At 42.3% G+C, this 17,140-nt stretch carries 12 protein-coding genes and 3 rRNA genes; all 15 read right to left on the reverse strand.

Annotated features, from left to right (window positions below):
• Positions 1-2: 2 nt before the first annotated feature.
• Positions 3-118 (reverse strand): 5S ribosomal RNA (gene rrf, locus VBD025_RS03540).
• 127 nt (positions 119-245) lie between these two features.
• Positions 246-3,167, reverse strand: a 23S ribosomal RNA gene (locus VBD025_RS03545).
• 228 nt (positions 3,168-3,395) lie between these two features.
• Positions 3,396-4,961 (reverse strand): 16S ribosomal RNA (locus VBD025_RS03550).
• Together the 16S, 23S and 5S rRNA genes form the textbook arrangement of a ribosomal RNA operon.
• A 458-nt stretch (positions 4,962-5,419) precedes the next feature.
• Positions 5,420-6,904 (reverse strand): lysine--tRNA ligase, encoded by a 1,485-nt coding sequence (gene lysS / locus VBD025_RS03555; protein WP_430791248.1) that lies wholly within the window; start codon positions 6,902-6,904, stop codon positions 5,420-5,422.
• Positions 6,905-7,116: 212 nt separating this feature from the next.
• On the reverse strand, positions 7,117-7,344 hold the full coding sequence (locus tag VBD025_RS03560; RefSeq protein ID WP_430789337.1) for a helix-turn-helix domain-containing protein: 228 nt from the start codon (positions 7,342-7,344) through the stop codon (positions 7,117-7,119).
• Positions 7,314-7,826 (reverse strand): 2-amino-4-hydroxy-6-hydroxymethyldihydropteridine diphosphokinase, encoded by a 513-nt coding sequence (gene folK / locus VBD025_RS03565; RefSeq protein ID WP_430789339.1) that lies wholly within the window; start codon positions 7,824-7,826, stop codon positions 7,314-7,316. The genes VBD025_RS03560 and folK overlap by 31 nt, the downstream gene beginning before the upstream one ends.
• Positions 7,826-8,188 (reverse strand): dihydroneopterin aldolase, encoded by a 363-nt coding sequence (gene folB / locus VBD025_RS03570; protein ID WP_430789341.1) that lies wholly within the window; start codon positions 8,186-8,188, stop codon positions 7,826-7,828. Before folB ends, folK begins: the two co-directional genes overlap by 1 nt.
• Before the next feature lie 3 nt (positions 8,189-8,191).
• Positions 8,192-9,016, reverse strand: coding sequence for a dihydropteroate synthase (gene folP, locus VBD025_RS03575; protein ID WP_430789343.1), 825 nt, complete (start codon positions 9,014-9,016; stop codon positions 8,192-8,194).
• 102 nt (positions 9,017-9,118) lie between these two features.
• Positions 9,119-10,048: a cysteine synthase A gene (gene cysK, locus VBD025_RS03580; RefSeq protein WP_430789345.1), complete on the reverse strand. Its 930-nt coding sequence runs from the start codon at positions 10,046-10,048 to the stop codon at positions 9,119-9,121.
• A 94-nt stretch (positions 10,049-10,142) separates the two neighbouring features.
• Positions 10,143-11,054, reverse strand: coding sequence for a peptidylprolyl isomerase (locus tag VBD025_RS03585; protein ID WP_430789347.1), 912 nt, complete (start codon positions 11,052-11,054; stop codon positions 10,143-10,145).
• A 21-nt stretch (positions 11,055-11,075) separates the two neighbouring features.
• Positions 11,076-11,951 (reverse strand): Hsp33 family molecular chaperone HslO, encoded by an 876-nt coding sequence (hslO, locus tag VBD025_RS03590; protein WP_430789349.1) that lies wholly within the window; start codon positions 11,949-11,951, stop codon positions 11,076-11,078.
• 21 nt (positions 11,952-11,972) lie between these two features.
• On the reverse strand, positions 11,973-12,749 hold the full coding sequence (locus tag VBD025_RS03595; protein WP_430791250.1) for a type III pantothenate kinase: 777 nt from the start codon (positions 12,747-12,749) through the stop codon (positions 11,973-11,975).
• Positions 12,750-12,932: 183 nt separating this feature from the next.
• Entirely contained in the window at positions 12,933-14,942 is a 2,010-nt protein-coding gene (ftsH, locus tag VBD025_RS03600; RefSeq protein ID WP_430789351.1) for an ATP-dependent zinc metalloprotease FtsH, read from the reverse strand.
• Between the two features lie 234 nt (positions 14,943-15,176).
• A complete protein-coding gene (gene hpt / locus VBD025_RS03605) occupies positions 15,177-15,725 on the reverse strand; it encodes a hypoxanthine phosphoribosyltransferase (RefSeq protein ID WP_430789353.1) in 549 nt (182 codons plus the stop codon).
• An 11-nt stretch (positions 15,726-15,736) separates the two neighbouring features.
• Positions 15,737-17,131 carry a tRNA lysidine(34) synthetase TilS gene (gene tilS, locus VBD025_RS03610; RefSeq protein WP_430789355.1) on the reverse strand — a complete coding sequence of 465 codons (1,395 nt, stop codon included), beginning with the start codon at positions 17,129-17,131 and terminating at the stop codon, positions 15,737-15,739.
• Positions 17,132-17,140 lie beyond the last annotated feature (9 nt).

Genomic DNA, 17,140 nt, shown 5'->3' on the forward strand with positions numbered 1-17,140 from the left:
CAGCCTGGCGGCGTCCTACTCTTGCAGGGACAAAGTCCCAACTACCATCGGCGCTGGAGAGCTTAACTACTGTGTTCGGTATGGGAACAGGTGTGACTTCTCCGCTATAACTACCAGACCATCTTGAAAATTCAAGGACAAGATTTATTATAGCTATTCTCGCATGAAAATGCAAGTGCTATTTTTAATTTTTCTTGTACCCTAAAAACTAAATAAGAGCGCAATAAACATGACATCGTAAATGGTTAGTTAAGTCCTCGATCTATTAGTATTCGTCAGCTCCACGTGTCACCACGCTTCCACCTCGAACCTATCAACCTCATCGTCTCTGAGGGATCTTACTCACTCGAAGTGATGGGAAGTCTCATCTTGAGGGGGGCTTCATGCTTAGATGCTTTCAGCACTTATCCTTTCCACACGTAGCTACCCAGCTATGCTCCTGGCGGAACAACTGGTACACCAGCGGTATGTCCATCCCGGTCCTCTCGTACTAAGGACAGCTCCTCTCAAACTTCCAACGCCCACGACGGATAGGGACCGAACTGTCTCACGACGTTCTGAACCCAGCTCGCGTACCGCTTTAATGGGCGAACAGCCCAACCCTTGGGACCGACTACAGCCCCAGGATGCGATGAGCCGACATCGAGGTGCCAAACCTCCCCGTCGATGTGAACTCTTGGGGGAGATAAGCCTGTTATCCCCGGGGTAGCTTTTATCCGTTGAGCGATGGCCCTTCCATGCGGAACCACCGGATCACTAAGCCCGACTTTCGTCCCTGCTCGACTTGTAGGTCTCGCAGTCAAGCTCCCTTATGCCTTTACACTCTACGAATGATTTCCAACCATTCTGAGGGAACCTTTGGGCGCCTCCGTTACTCTTTGGGAGGCGACCGCCCCAGTCAAACTACCCGCCTGACACTGTCTCCGAACCGGATTACGGTCCTGGGTTAGAATGTCCGTACAGCCAGGGTGGTATCCCACGGATGCCTCCACCGAAGCTAGCGCTCCGGTTTCTAAGGCTCCCACCTATCCTGTACAAGCTGTACCAACATTCAATATCAGGCTATAGTAAAGCTCCACGGGGTCTTTCCGTCCTGTCGCGGGTAATGCGCATCTTCACGCATAGTATAATTTCACCGGGTCTCTCGTTGAGACAGTGCCCAAGTCGTTGCACCTTTCGTGCGGGTCGGAACTTACCCGACAAGGAATTTCGCTACCTTAGGACCGTTATAGTTACGGCCGCCGTTTACTGGGGCTTCGGTTCTAAGCTTCGCGCCCGAAGGCGCTAACCTTTCCCCTTAACCTTCCAGCACCGGGCAGGTGTCAGCCCCTATACTTCGCCTTTCGGCTTCGCAGAGACCTGTGTTTTTGCTAAACAGTCGCTTGGGCCTATTCACTGCGGCTCCTCCTTAAAAGGAGCACCCCTTCTCCCGAAGTTACGGGGTCATTTTGCCGAGTTCCTTAACGAGAGTTCTCCCGATCACCTTAGGATTCTCTCCTCGCCTACCTGTGTCGGTTTACGGTACGGGCACCTATGAACTCACTAGAGGCTTTTCTTGGCAGTGTGAAATCCAGAACTTCGGTACTTAATTTCCCTCCCCATCACAGCTCAGAATTGTTGGACGGATTTGCCAATCCAACTCCCTTGCTGCTTGGGCGCACTCATCCATCGGTGCGCATTCCTTATCCTACTGCGTCCCCCCATCGCTCAAACATTCATGAGGTGGTACAGGAATATCTACCTGTTGTCCATCGCCTACGCCTTTCGGCCTCGGCTTAGGTCCCGACTAACCCTGAGCGGACGAGCCTTCCTCAGGAAACCTTAGGCTTTCGGTGAAAGAGATTCTCACTCTTTTTTCGCTACTCATACCGGCATTCTCACTTCGAAACGCTCCACCAGTCCTCACGGTCTGACTTCACAGCAGTTCGAACGCTCTCCTACCATTGTTCAAAGAACAATCCGCAGCTTCGGTGATACGTTTAGCCCCGGTACATTTTCGGCGCAGAGTCACTCGACCAGTGAGCTATTACGCACTCTTTAAATGGTGGCTGCTTCTAAGCCAACATCCTGGTTGTCTGGGCAACTCCACATCCTTTTCCACTTAACGTATACTTTGGGACCTTAGCTGGCGGTCTGGGCTGTTTCCCTTTCGACTATGAACCTTATCACCCATAGTCTGACTCCCAGGCTTACGTAGCTGGCATTCGGAGTTTGACTGAATTCGGTAACCCGGTGAGGGCCCCTAGTCCAATCAGTGCTCTACCTCCAGTACGCATCTGCCTGAGGCTAGCCCTAAAGCTATTTCGGAGAGAACCAGCTATCTCCGTGTTCGATTGGCATTTCACCCCTACCCACACCTCATCCCCGCATTTTTCAACATACGTGGGTTCGGGCCTCCAGTCAGTGTTACCTGACCTTCACCCTGGACATGGGTAGATCACACGGTTTCGGGTCTACGACCGCATACTATTTCGCCCTATTCAGACTCGCTTTCGCTGCGGCTCCGTGTCTTCCACTTAACCTTGCATACGATCGTAACTCGCCGGTCCATTCTACAAAAGGTACGCCGTCACCCATTAACGGGCTTCGACTACTTGTAAGCGCACGGTTTCAGGATCTCTTTCACTCCCCTTCCGGGGTGCTTTTCACCTTTCCCTCACGGTACTGGTTCACTATCGGTCACTAGGTAGTATTTAGCCTTGGGAGATGGTCCTCCCGGATTCCGACGGGATTTCTCGTGTCCCGCCGTACTCAGGATACACTCCGGAGGAAACACTTTTTCGACTACAGGGCTCTTACCCGCTATGGCTGATCGTTCCAGATCGATTCATCTAAAGTATTTCTTTGTAACTCCAAAGGAGTGTCCTACAACCCCAGAAAGCAAGCTTTCTGGTTTGGGCTGATTCCGTTTCGCTCGCCGCTACTCAGGAAATCGCATTTGCTTTCTCTTCCTCCGGGTACTGAGATGTTTCAGTTCCCCGGGTCTGCCTCACATACCCTATGTATTCAGATATGCGTACTGCTCCATTACGAACAGTGGGTTTCCCCATTCGGAAATCCTCGGATCAATGTCTACTTACAACTCCCCGAGGCATATCGGTGTTAGTCCCGTCCTTCGTCGGCTCCTAGTGCCAAGGCATTCACCGTGCGCTCTTCTTCACTTAACTATCTTTATGATTAAGAACTTACGTTTTAATTCGATGTCTTGTCTATATTGCTCTTATTTAGTTTTCAAGGTACAAAAAGAGAGATTCGCATCCCTCAAAACTGAACAAACAACCTTGTATGTTAAGGCCTATCAACGATAGGTCTTACGATGACGCAAGCGTCACCGATTTTCCGTTAAACAGTACGGCTTCCACTATCACTAGCTTCGGCTTTCTGTTTTTCCTTAGAAAGGAGGTGATCCAGCCGCACCTTCCGATACGGCTACCTTGTTACGACTTCACCCCAATCATTGGTCCCACCTTCGGCGGCTGGCCCCTAAAAGGTTACCTCACCGACTTCGGGTGTTACCAACTCTCGTGGTGTGACGGGCGGTGTGTACAAGGCCCGGGAACGTATTCACCGCGGCATGCTGATCCGCGATTACTAGCGATTCCGGCTTCATGTAGGCGAGTTGCAGCCTACAATCCGAACTGAGAATGGTTTTATGGGATTTGCTTGACCTCGCGGTTTTGCGTCCCTTTGTTCCATCCATTGTAGCACGTGTGTAGCCCAGGTCATAAGGGGCATGATGATTTGACGTCATCCCCACCTTCCTCCGGTTTGTCACCGGCAGTCACCTTAGAGTGCCCAACTGAATGCTGGCAACTAAGATCAAGGGTTGCGCTCGTTGCGGGACTTAACCCAACATCTCACGACACGAGCTGACGACAACCATGCACCACCTGTCACTCTGTCCCCGAAGGGAACACGATATCTCTATCGCTTGCAGAGGATGTCAAGACCTGGTAAGGTTCTTCGCGTTGCTTCGAATTAAACCACATGCTCCACCGCTTGTGCGGGCCCCCGTCAATTCTTTTGAGTTTCAGCCTTGCGGCCGTACTCCCCAGGCGGAGTGCTTAATGCGTTAACTTCAGCACTAAGGGGCGGAAACCCCCTAACACCTAGCACTCATCGTTTACGGCGTGGACTACCAGGGTATCTAATCCTGTTCGCTCCCCACGCTTTCGCTCCTCAGCGTCAGTTACAGACCAGAGAGTCGCCTTCGCCACTGGTGTTCCTCCACATCTCTACGCATTTCACCGCTACACGTGGAATTCCACTCTCCTCTTCTGTACTCAAGTCCTCCAGTTTCCAATGACCCTCCACGGTTGAGCCGTGGGCTTTCACATCAGACTTAAAAGACCGCCTGCGAGCGCTTTACGCCCAATAATTCCGGACAACGCTTGCCCCCTACGTATTACCGCGGCTGCTGGCACGTAGTTAGCCGGGGCTTTCTGGTTAGGTACCGTCAAGGCACCGTCCTATTAGAACGGTACTTGTTCTTCCCCAACAACAGAGCTTTACGATCCGAAAACCTTCATCACTCACGCGGCGTTGCTCCGTCAGACTTTCGTCCATTGCGGAAGATTCCCTACTGCTGCCTCCCGTAGGAGTCTGGGCCGTGTCTCAGTCCCAGTGTGGCCGATCACCCTCTCAGGTCGGCTACGCATCGTCGCCTTGGTGGGCCATTACCCCACCAACTAGCTAATGCGACGCGGGCCCATCTGCAAGTGACGGCCGAAGCCGCCTTTCAACTTTCTACCATGAGATAAAAAGTATTATTCGGTATTAGCTCCGGTTTCCCGGAGTTATCCCAATCTTGCAGGCAGGTTGCCCACGTGTTACTCACCCGTCCGCCGCTCGTTCCACAAGCGCACAACCCGAAGGGTGATTGCTTGCTTCCCGCGCTCGACTTGCATGTATTAGGCACGCCGCCAGCGTTCGTCCTGAGCCAAGATCAAACTCTCCAAAATAGTTTGGATAAGATTAATAAAATTAATCCCATCAGTTGTCTTAGCTTTCTTGCTTGTTCTTAACATACTTGGTTGTTTTGTTCAGTTTTCAAGGATCAAATTTCAATGCCGTCTTTATTTGGCGACTTTATAAATATAACACTTAGAAATAATAAAGTCAATAACTTTTTTCGTTTCTTTTTATTTAATTTAAAACGATTAGTTGTGCTGTTCAAAAGACAACGTTAACTAATTTACCATGATTTTAAGATGAACGCAAGGGATTAATCAAAAGAAATTCGCTGAAATTAATAAAACATAATTCAAACAAATCAAACAGGCTGTGGTCCTCACACAACACTCTATAGAAGAAAGGCGGCAAAACCTTATGGGCGAGGTCTTTTCGATGCAAAGAAGATCTCCCGGCAAACAACCTGAAATGGTCGCTTGCCGGGAGATCTTCTATATTCATTTACTATTTATTTGTTACGCATTTGCGGAAATAACAATACATCCCGAATCGATGGTGAATTCGTCAGAAGCATAACGAGTCGATCGATACCAATACCGAGACCTCCAGTTGGAGGCATTCCGTATTCTAATGCTTCAATAAAATCATCATCCATTAAGTGAGCCTCATCATTACCTTCTTCACGCTCTTTAAGTTGAGATTCGAAACGTTCCCGTTGATCAATTGGATCGTTTAACTCACTAAAGGCATTTGCATGTTCGCGTCCAACAATGAATAACTCAAACCGATCTGTGAACCGTTCATCTTCTGTATTCTTCTTCGCAAGTGGAGAAATTTCTACTGGATGACCAAAGATAAAAGTAGGTTGAATTAGCTTCTCTTCTACTTTTTGTTCAAAAAACTCATTCACGACATGTCCAAATGTCATAGAGTCCTGAATCTTGATTCCGTGTTCTTTTGCCAAACCACGCGCATCTTCATCACTCATTTGCTTCCAAAAGTCTACTCCTGTATATTCCTTTACAGCATCGACCATGTGGAGTCTCTTCCATTTAGGTTCTAGTGAGATCTCTTCTTCTCCGTACATCAGCGTTGTATCTCCTAGCACCTCTTTCGAAATGTGGGCAACCAGATTCTCTGTCAGCTCCATTACATCGTTGAAATCTGCGTATGCTTCATAAAGTTCCATCATCGTAAATTCAGGATTATGTCTTGTGGAAACACCTTCATTACGGAAAACACGACCAACTTCGTAGACCTTCTCCATTCCACCAACAATTAGACGTTTCAGATGAAGCTCAATCGCAATTCGCATATAAAGTGGAATATCTAATGCATTATGATGGGTTTCGAATGGCCGAGCAGATGCTCCACCTGGGATACTGTGCATCATTGGTGTTTCTACTTCCAGAAATCCTTGTGCATCTAAATAATGACGCATGGATTGAATGATTTTACTGCGCAATACAAATGTATCTCTGCTGTTAACATTCGTAATTAAATCCAAATAACGTTGACGGTAGCGCTGTTCTATATCCTTTAAACCATGATACTTCTCCGGTAATGGACGAAGCGATTTCGACAGTAAGTGGAATTCAGTAGCTTTGATCGATATCTCACCAACTTTAGTTTTGAACATTACACCAGTTACACCAATGATATCTCCCATATCGGTTGTTTTAAAAATTTCATAAGCTTCATCGCCGATCATATCTTTTCGAACATATATCTGCAGTTGTCCAGTTAAATCCTGTACGTGTGCAAATCCTGCTTTTCCTTTTCCGCGCTTTGTCATCATTCGACCAGCAATAGTAACTTTATCGGTTTTTTCTTCTAGTTCTTCTTTTGAAAATTTGTCGAATTGCTTAATTAATTCTTCAGTAGAGTGAGAACGTTCAAATTTCCCACCGAAAGGATTTATACCCTGTTCCTGATAACTAGTTAATTTATCGCGCCGTACCTGCATTTGTTCATTTATTTCTTCTGACAACATTATCACTCCAATATGTACAATTTTTTCAACACTAATCGCGGACCGTTCAAGTCGTATTGCAATTATCGTTTATTATATAGGAAGTATCGATATTTTTCATGCATTAACCTGTATACCCTGAAAAAATCAGAAAAACTCGCCATTCTTCCTAACTAGTAGTGAATGCCAAGTTTTTCTTATATGAATTCTTCCGTTACTGCCAACTCGAAACATTACTCAGCCTCTTTTAAATCATCAGTTTCTCCGATTATTTCTTCTTTTGCAATAGCTAACGTTACAGCTACTTGATCCAGGAACGAATCAGTCGCTTCTTTCATACCACGCTCCACTCCTCGAAGTTCCGAGATTGAAACGTGCAAGGCTTTCGCTAAATCTATTTGTGTATAGCCTTTTAGTTTACGAAATGCTTTTATTCGTCTGCCGATTCTTCCTGTTTCCATGCGCTAACATCCTTTACATCATTCTCTCTCAAATCATTGAGATATTCTGATACACGTTTTCCATCCTCACCTATAGGTAATTCGGGTCTTAACTCATTTAATGGTATAAGCACAAAGGCACGTTCGTGCATGCGCGGATGAGGCAAAGTTAATCGGTCAGTTTTTTTATTCTCTTGATTGTACGTTAAAATGTCCAGGTCTATTGTGCGGGGACCAAATCGTATTTCTCGCTTGCGGCCCAGTTCCTGTTCGATCTCCTGGCATACCTCCAACAAATCAATTGGAGTATAACTTGTTTTGACTTCTAAAACCATATTTAAAAAATCTGCCTGGTCTTTATATCCGACTGGCGCAGTTTCGTATATGGTTGACTGATTCATAATCTTTATATTGTCAAGCAAGCTAAGTTCATGTATTGCTGTTTGCAGGTGCTTAAACCTTGGTTCAATATTCGTTCCAAGCGCTAAAAAAACTGTATTCATTATTTTTTCTCCCTGTAAATCTCTACAGCCACAGATTCGTAATGTCCCCGAATTGGTGGGTCAGGCTTTATAACCTTAATTCGACACGCCAGCAGGGAATCGAATTCAGACAAGAGTTTCCCTGCTATTTCTTCTGCAACTGATTCAATTAAATTTTTGACCGCACCCTCGACCACGTGCTCGATCGCTTCAAAAGCATGACCATAGTGAATCGAGTCTTCCATTTTATCACTTTTTCCTGCCTTTTCTAAGTCAACAATCAGTTCTGCATCAACATTAAACCGTTGGCCTAGCTTATTTTCTTCCGCAAGTAATCCGTGATACCCGTAAAACTGTAAATTTTTCATAATTATTTTATCCATTTATTAATTACCTCCAGACAACATAGCGTCCATCATTTTGGCTAGCTCCACATTTCGTTTCACATCATGAACGCGCACGATTTGCACCCCTCTTTGAATAGCTAAGCAAGTTGTCGCTCCCGTCCCGTTATCACGTTCTTCAGGAGAAACATCCAGCGTGCGGCCAATAAATGATTTGCGCGATGCCCCTAACAGGACTGGATAACCTATGTTTACAAATTCATTTAATTGATTCATTACTTCATAATTATTTTGTATGCTCTTGGCAAAACCAATACCAGGATCAAGAATGATATTTTCCTTTTTAACTCCTGCATTCAATGCAATTTCAACACTTTCCAGTAAATCTTTTTTCATGTCCTCGATTAACGATACATAATTCTTGTTCGTTCTATTATGCATCAATACAATTGGAACACCATACTTCGCAGCTACATCAGCAATTTGCGGTTCTCGCTTTGCCCCCCACACATCATTGATAATAGTTGCCCCAGCGTTTATTGCAGCTTCAGCAGTTTCTGCTTTATATGTATCAATAGATATCGGCACCTTCACCACTGCATTAATTGCTTCTATAGCAGGTACAATACGCTCAATTTCTTCTTCTGCAGAAACTGCTTCATGATTTGGTCGAGTTGATTCTCCACCTATATCAATTATATCGGCTCCACGTCTTTCCATTTCAAGAGCCTGTTTTACTGCTGCATCAATTGACGTAAAACTTCCGCCATCCGAAAAAGAATCCGGTGTGACATTTAAAATCCCCATTATATGTGTTCGTTTGGATAAATCGTACGTTACAGATTTCGTCTTTATGAATGTCTGCATCTGTTTTAACCTTCTTTCAGCGCCATTATTCCTGATAATCGTATCATACCCAAAATAAAAGGACTAGTACCGATTGTTACGGCACTAGTCAATAATCTTCTATTACTTCTCTTCTTCAAAATCATAAAGCGGTGTTGATAAATAACGTTCGCCGTTACTAGGTAATACAGTAACAACTTTTTTACCTTTACCTAATTTTTTAGCAACTTGTTTAGCAGCAGCGATGGCAGCTCCGGAAGAAATACCTCCAAGGATTCCATCTTTTCTAGCTACTTCTCGAGAAGTTTCAAAAGCTTCTTCATTTGTGATTCGAATCACTTCATCATAAACCTCTGTATCAAGCACTTTTGGCACAAATCCAGCACCAATTCCCTGAATTTTATGTGGACCAGGTGCTCCGCCAGATAGGATTGCAGAATCTGTTGGCTCAACTGCATATATCTTAATTCCTTTAAAATGCTTTTTTAATACTTTACCAGCACCGGTGACAGTACCACCAGTTCCAATGCCTGAAACGAACGCGTCCAAACCATCTGGCATCTGTTCAATTATTTCTTTCCCTGTTGTTCTGGCATGAACAGCAGGATTCGCTTTATTGTTAAACTGTTGCGGCATAAAATAATTATTTTCTTTTTGTAATTCTTCGGCTTTGTTAATTGCTGCATTCATTCCACCAGAACCAGGTGTCAGAATTAGTTTTGCTCCATAGGCACGTAATAAATTCTGTCGCTCCTTACTCATTGTATCCGGCATAACCAAAATAGTTTTATACCCTTTAACGGCGCCAACCATCGCTAAACCAATTCCCGTGTTACCGCTCGTTGGTTCAATGATTGTGTCACCTTCCTTCAGTGCACCTTCTTCTTCGGCTGCTTCGATCATCGCTAAAGCAATACGGTCTTTCACCGAACTCCCTGGATTCATAAACTCTAATTTTAAGTAAATATCTGCACTATCCGGATCTGCTGAACGATTTAATTTAACCATTGGAGTCTCACCAATTAGTCCTGCTATATTGTTCGCAACTCTCATATTAACATCCTCCTAATCCCTAGTGTATTCGTAGGATTTATTATAATGTACGTCTTAAAGTGGGAATTGTCAAATTATACAATTAACTTAGAGACTATTTTTTACCCTGGTCATAAATCCACTCGATATTTAATTTATTCCAGAGTGGTTCAGTTGTTAATGACTGATCCATTTCATCTAGAGCAAGTTCTGTTTTCAAGTACGGCTTAATTTCTTCATACGTAAAATCGATTTCCGGCAGCATACGATGCAGATAGATGATAGCTACCCCAGCATCACTTTTAAACGGTTCACTGTATGTGCCTTTTTTCATTTCCTTTGCTGCATCAAGATACCCCGTAGGCAGAAACTGACTGTTGGTCTGGAAATAACCTAAATATCCACCGTCTTTTTTTGTGTCTTCATCAATTGAATATTCCTTTGCTAATAATGGAAAGGAAGCACCGTTATCCAATTCTTTCTTCACTTTTTCAGCTGTCTCCATATCATTCACAATAATATGCGAAACCTTCATGGAAGCAGTAAAATTATATTGATTTTTGTACTCATTGTAGTAGCTTTTCATTTCTTCTTCAGGAATTGTAGTATCCATTGTTAGCAGCGTCCCTAATCGATAACGGTAAATGATATCCTGGCGCCATTCTTCTTCCTTCTGCTCTATTTCCTCAGAAGTCATCGGACCTTGCATACCAGCCAATAAAGCAAGTTCCCGTTCGATAACTTTCTCACTTACTTCTATATCATTTTTATTTGCTAGTTGCGCTACCAACTCTTCATCAACCATTTGCTTTAATTGTTCCTGACCATGCTTATCTCGAAGTTTCGATATCCAGTCATCATAAGAAATATCTTCACCCTCTATTGTAGCGACAGGTTCTTTCACATTAACTTCAGCGTTTTCATTGTCCAGTACAACTTTCTTTTCTTCCTTATTCCAAAATAAAAGCGATGCCACATTCGTGACTAGTAATACAACTATTATCCCCAGTAACAATTTTTTTGGCATAAAAAGCTCCCTATCCTGTTATTAATCTGACTGCTTCAGTAACTCTAATTCCTGCTCATTGAATTTATAAATTTCGTTACAAAAATGACACGTCGCTTCTGCTCCACGATCTTCTTCAATCATTTTTTCTATTTCTTCGTTGCCAAGGCCACTAATAGCCTGCTCAATTCGTTCCTTAGAACATTTACAGGTGAATACAATCGGCAATGTCTCTAGCATTTTAATTTCTGCGTCACCAAATAATCGCTGCAGAATTTGTTCAGGTGAATTTCCTTCTCTAATGAGTGAAGATATAGCTGGAAAAGATTGAATCTGTTCTTCTAAACGCTCGATAATCTCTTCATCTGCACCAGGCATAACCTGAATTATAAATCCGCCTGCTGCCAGTACAGAATGATCCGGGTTGATTAATACACCTGCACCTACTGCAGATGGGACCTGTTCAGAATTAGCAAAGTAATATGTGAAGTCTTCACTTATTTCCCCGGAAATTATCGGTACCTGTCCAGTAAAGTAATCCTTTAATCCTAAGTCTTTAATGACACTAATATTTCCTTCCGTTCCGACCGCACGCGCTACATCCAGTTTCCCATTTTCATTCAAATCAAAATCTACATGCGGATTCGTAACATAACCACGAACTTCACCACGTGTATTTGCATCGGTAACAATTGGACCTATTGGCCCGTTACCTTCTACTTTAACCGTTATGGAATCGTCGCCTTTTAACATGGCACCCATCATAGCGGACACGGTAATGGTACGACCTAACGCTGCTGTTGTGGTTGCCCATGAATCCTGACGTCTTTGTGCTTCGCTCACTGTATCAGTTGTAACACTTGCATATGCTCTAACCATACCGTTATATGTTGTAGCCTTTACTAAATAATCTTTCATCGGAGACACTCCTTATGCGTACTAATTTATTTCCAAGTTACGTTTATAAATAAGATACAACCCTTTAAGTGTAAGGTTTGGATCTACATAATCTATTGTTTTTGAATCATCAGCTATCAATTTGGCAAGTCCGCCAGTAGCAATTACAGTTGGCGTTTTATTTGCCTGTTCTTTAATTCGCGAAACTACTTCATCAACCTGACCTATGTAACCATAATATATGCCAGCCTGCATTGCTTCAACTGTTGATCTGCCTATTACATTGGATGGGCGGGTAATTTCGACTTTTGGCAGCTTGGAAGCATTTTTATACAACGCTTCAAGTGAAACGTGAATACCAGGGGCAATTGCTCCACCTTCGTATTCTCCATTTTCATTTACATAGCAGTAAGTAGTAGCAGTTCCGAAATCAATTATCACAAGGGGAGATCCATATTCCTCTAATCCGCCAACAGCATTCACAATTCTGTCCGCACCAATTTCACTTGGGTTTGGATATTTCATTGGCAATTTAGATTGCACACTATCCTTCCCAATAACTAAAGCTTCCTGACCAAAATACTTTCTGCACATTTTTTCCAGCGCAAACATTATTGGAGGAACTACAGAGGATATAATTACTCCATGAATATGATTAAATGAAATCTCTTTATGATCCAATAGTGATTTTATTAGCATACCAAATTCATCTTCGGTTTTATACCGATCCGTTTTGATTCGCCATTCATGTATTAATTGATCATCTTCGAACACACCAAGTACAGTATTTGTATTTCCGACATCCAGTACAAAAAGCATTGTATTCATCATATCCTTCCAGCACGCATTATAATTATCTGTACTTTTAATATATCACAATTCTTATTTCTGTTTAATCATTCAATTCCACTTTAGGAAAACAAAGACAAATCATGGTAATTTTATAAAATTACACAAAAGCAACCTTCCGTCGTTCGAAAGGTTGCTCCTTGTAACTACAATTTATTCTTTTTTGTTTTCGTCATCAGAATGTTCATCCTGACGTTCTTCTAATTCTTCATCAGCTTTTTCTTTGGCTTCCTCAAATGACTCTGGTTCAGGTTCAGCCTCATCATTTTTAGATTGTATGTTAACTTTTAAATCATTTTCTTCGGTTGAAATAGCAACCTTTGAATCCTCTTCAGGTTCAGGAAGTATCCCATCGTCAAACAATCCTCTAATTTGTTTCGCATCTAATGTTTCTACTTTTAGAAGCGTCTGTGCAATAAGTTCCAATTTATCCTTATTGTCAGTAAGAATTGTTTTTGCACGATCATAACAGAAGTTGATAAAGTTTTGCATTTCCTGATCGATATCATGTGCAATCTGATCACTATACGTTTGATCATTTTGAATATCGCGACCAAGGAATACTTGGTTTCCACCACCACTTGTAAACTGTAATGGTCCAATTTTATCACTCATACCGTACTCTGTAATCATTTTACGTGCAATTGCTGTTGCACGCTGGAAGTCATTTGAAGCTCCTGTACTTACTTCGCCAAATATAACTTCCTCAGCTACACGTCCACCAAGTAAACCAGTGATTTTATCCAGAAGCTCTGGTTTAGTCATAAAGTAACGGTCTTCTCTTGGAAGCATTACGGCGTAACCACCAGCTTGACCACGAGGTACAATTGTAACCTTGTGAACCATGTCGGCATCGTCTAAGACCATTCCAATTACGGTATGACCACTTTCGTGATAAGCCACAATATTGCGCTCTTTCTTTGAAATGACTTTGCCTTTTTTCTGTGGACCTGCAATAACTCTGTCAATTGCTTCATCAACATCGAGCATGTCGATTGTTGTTTTTTCTCCACGAGCTGCCACTAATGCTGCTTCATTCAGTAAGTTCTCTAAATCTGCACCAGAGAACCCTGGAGTCCGCATAGCAACTGTCTTCAAATCAACAGAAGCATCAATTGGTTTGTCTTTAGCATGAACTGCTAATACTTCTTCACGGCCTTTAACATCCGGACGCTCCACTGTAATTTGACGGTCAAAACGACCTGGACGAAGTAATGCAGGGTCTAATATGTCAGGACGGTTTGTTGCGGCGATAATAATAATACCTTCATTTACACCGAATCCATCCATTTCAACTAGTAATTGGTTTAGTGTCTGTTCACGTTCATCGTGTCCGCCACCAAGACCAGCACCACGCTGACGACCAACTGCATCAATCTCATCGATAAAGATAATACACGGTGCGTTCTTCTTAGCGTTTTCAAATAAATCACGTACACGTGAAGCACCAACACCAACAAACATCTCTACGAAGTCTGAACCACTTATAGAAAAGAATGGTTTCCCTGCTTCTCCAGCAACGGCACGGGCAAGTAATGTTTTACCTGTACCTGGTGGTCCTACTAATAGAACACCTTTAGGAATTCTTGCTCCAACTGCAGAGAATTTACGCGGATCCTTAAGGAAGTCAACAACCTCTACAAGCTCCTGCTTCTCCTCATCCGCTCCTGCAACATCTTTAAAGCGAACTTTTTTCTTATCTTCCGTGAACATTTTCGCCTTACTCTTACCAAAGTTCATCACACGGCCGCCACCGCCGCCTTGTGATTGGCTAAGTATAAAGAAGAAAAATAGTCCTATTATTAGAAACGGAATCATCGTGGTTAAAAATGTAACCCACGCGCTTGGCTGTTCTTCCTGTTCAATATTTAATACACTTTGTTCTCTAGCTATTTCCGTAATGTCTGCTACAATTTCTGTATTTTCTGGTACCTGGGCAATAAATTGCTTATCCCCATCCTTAAGTTCACCAGTAATTCGAATGACTTTATTTACAGGCTGCATGGTCATTTCTGCAATATCACCATTATTCAGCTGTGTCATAAATTCTTCGACATTTAATTCTTCTGCTTGTTCATCCGTGCCTCTGAATAATTCTATAACTGCAACTACAACTAGAAAAATTAAGAACCAGAAGAACACGTTTCGCATTAATCGTTTCATTGCCAACCTCCTCCCAAACGGGAAAAACTATATAACATATTATCATAGTAAAAAGTTTTTTTACAACTATTTCCACTCACATATGCCATAGTTTTTATACTGTATTTATAGTTAAAAAAATATATTGTTTTTATCGATAATCGTCTAAATTTAATTAGGTTTTTCTTATACTCTATTCTACATCAAGTTGTATGAAGTAATACCGATCTTTTCTAAAAAAATAATGGCAAAACGTTACGCATCTTCACCGCCATAAATTTTTGGTTTCAGCACGCCAATGTAAGGCAAGTTACGATATTTTTCTTCGTAATCCAATCCGTAACCAACTACGAATTCATTTGGAACGTTAAAACCAACAACGTCAGCTTTTATATCAGCCGTTCTGCCAGAAGGTTTATCAAGCAAGGTGACGATCCGTATTGATCTTGCTTTACGGTATTTAAACAAATCCACCAGATAGTTTAAAGTTAGACCACTGTCGATAATATCCTCGATGATTAGAAGATCACGATCTTCTACTTTCGTGTCCAAATCTTTCACTATTTTCACTTCACCTGATGAACGTGTCTTTCCACCATAACTAGAAACGTCCATGAAGTCCATTTCTAAGTGCGTGTCCACATGACGCAATACGTCAGACATAAATGGCATTGCACCCTTAAGAACTCCGATAGCTAACGGAAACTTCCCGTCATATTCCTCTGTTAGCTGCTTTCCTATTTCTTCACATTTTCTTTCGATTTCTTCTCTTGTTACTAATATTTGTTCAATATCGTTATGCATGTATGCTCCTCCTACAAATTACCTTTTTCTAAACATAGTTGAATATATGAGGTGTCTTTTGTCTGGTTGAATGGTTCACCCTTTTTTAAACCAGCAATCCAAAGGATCTCATCATTATCGTCAGTCACGATTGGCCAATTATCCCGTAATCCTGCTGGAACCTTTTCATCGATGAAAATATCCTTAATCTTCTTCCTGCCCTTCAAACCTTTCCATGTCATCCTGTCTCCTGGTTTTCGTGTTCGAATATGTAATGGTAAAGCAACTTGATTCCTGCCGCACACATAAACATCGTTACGCTGCATGTGTGATTCCGTATTAAAATCAGCATGAATTACTGATCCGTTCGGTAGTGAAACACGCCCAGGAATGGTAATGACTTTATGAAAAGGAGGAGATTGAGGCAGTTTATTCTCGAAGCAGATTGTAAGTTGTCGATAGGATTTTATCACCTTCAATTGCTGAGGGAAATCCAATCTACCATTGGCCTTCTTACTGTTTAATAATGCAAAAAACTGTTCCTCATGCATATACGATAAATTTTTAGGCAATTCATCATATAGATAGTTTAATATTAGATGATAGGCTCGTCTTTGTAAAGCAGTGTGATGACCCTGTAATAAATCTATGTCAAATGTAGCACAATTTTCACTTTGCTTCAGGGCTACAACCTTTTCTACCAAGGACTCAGCTTCCTTCATCAAATAGTCTTCATCTGATTGCAGAGACTTACTTAATTGCTGAACTGTAGTGTGCAGATTACTGTTTTGGTTTTTCAGTAATGGCAGAACGTGCTTCCGGAAATAATTTCGTGTATAATCCATTGTTAAGTTTGATGGATCAAGCCTTGAATCTACACTGTTTGTTAAACAATAATCTGTGATATCCTGCTTGGTTAACCCTAAAAAAGGTCTAATAATCTTTCCATTGCCGAATGGGCGATGTACAGGCATCCCGGACATTGCTCTGCTATTCGATGATCGAACAAATCCCATCAGCATTGTTTCAATCTGATCGTCACCATGATGGCCAAGCGCCAGATAATCAGCATTACTTTCTTTCATTTTTTCTAGAAAGAACTTATACCGCATTTCACGGGCTGCTACCTGTGTACCAATATGCTTCATTTCTTTATACGAAGGAACGTCCAAAGAAGTTCCATGAAATTTAATATTCCATTTTTTGCATTGTTTTTCAACAAAGCGAAGGTCATCCATTGACTCTTCTCCGCGCAATTGATGATCAACCGTCAGTGCTTCTAAAGTTAAATTCCAATCTTTTCTTATAGAATGAAAAAAATAAAGAAGTGCCATCGAATCCGGTCCACCCGAAACACCAATTAAGATCGTGGTATTAGGTTCAATCAACCCATTATCCTTCATAAAATTCAGCACGTTATTCTTCATTTTATCGGT

It is taken from the genome of Virgibacillus flavescens (assembly GCF_050574275.1).
Classification (GTDB): domain Bacteria; phylum Bacillota; class Bacilli; order Bacillales; family Amphibacillaceae; genus Virgibacillus_F; species Virgibacillus_F flavescens.